The organism is Anaeromusa acidaminophila DSM 3853, from assembly GCF_000374545.1.
Lineage (GTDB): Bacteria > Bacillota > Negativicutes > Anaeromusales > Anaeromusaceae > Anaeromusa > Anaeromusa acidaminophila.
The window spans coordinates 1-1,123 of the sequence record NZ_KB894642.1; the positions used below are offsets into that span (position 1 = coordinate 1).

Consider the following 1,123-nt stretch of genomic DNA (forward strand, 5'->3'; position numbering starts at 1 on the left):
AGTCACTGTACTATCTTGAAATTTCTCTGATACATTCAACTGCTCATTCAAACTATCATTCTCTCGCTTTAATTTATTAACCTCTTTACTTTTTTCGTGATACCCCTCTTTCCATGTATTCACTACTTCTTTCAAACTCTCTCTACGTTTTTTTAATTCTTGATTTTCTGTGTAATAGTCTGTGCTCTTAATATTTTCGTAATCATCAACAATCCGTTCTGCAGAAGAGATTGTTTCTTGCAGGCGTTCAAATTCATCAGCAGTTAATATCTTTCTACCAGTCTCTTCACGTCCAGAGAACAAACCTGTACGCTCATTTTCATAATCAAAGGGTTTCGTAGACCTCATATGCTCTATTCCACTCTGTAACTGCTTATTTGCCTTCTGTAACTCATCCTTAACTTCTTGCAGTTCCTGTTTATGAAATACAGTATCTTTCTTGTACTGATCCATCGCTTTATGTTCTCGTTCTGTAACCTCTTTGGACGTGCCTCTTTCAAGTTCATAACCTTTCTCATTCACATACTCATTAAATCTATCTTGTAATTGAGTAAAGTCTTTCTTGTTGCCTAACTGTTCTTTTGCAGACAATCTCCCGTCCTCTGTTAAAGGGACAAAACCAAAGTGCATATGTGGGACTCTTTCATCCAGATGGACAGTCGCATACAGCATATTTTCCTTACCGTATTCATTTTCTAGAAACTCCAAGCTATCTTTAAAAAATCGTTCTATTTCTTCTCCGCTTAAATCATCAAAGAAATCTTTATCACTTGTAACCAGTCCGTCCACATGTCGAATTGCATCTGACCGAATTTTACGTTTCCCTGAATAATTCTCATCAATCGTTTCATCAATTTTATCTTTATACTTTATATTTTGTGCGTTAATCAAATCATAATTTTTATATGTTTCCTCATGATTTATGTCTTTATTATTATAGTTTTTATTCTCTCTTTGATTATGTCTTTGTATCCCGTTTGTATTACTTGATCCTTTAACTCTGGCAACCCTCAAAATTGAATGAGACATGCTACACCTCCGGATAATAAATATATATAAACGTATATAGATTTCATAAAGTCTAACACACTAGACTTATTTACTTCGTAATTAAGTCGTTAAA

1 protein-coding gene is annotated in these 1,123 nt (G+C 33.9%); it reads right to left on the reverse strand.

The features are described 5' to 3' along the window. Positions 1–1,029 (reverse strand): MobV family relaxase (mobV, locus tag C508_RS0117375; RefSeq protein WP_018704835.1); only part of this gene is annotated, 1,029 nt, incomplete at its 3' end. Positions 1,030–1,123: the final 94 nt, after the last annotated feature.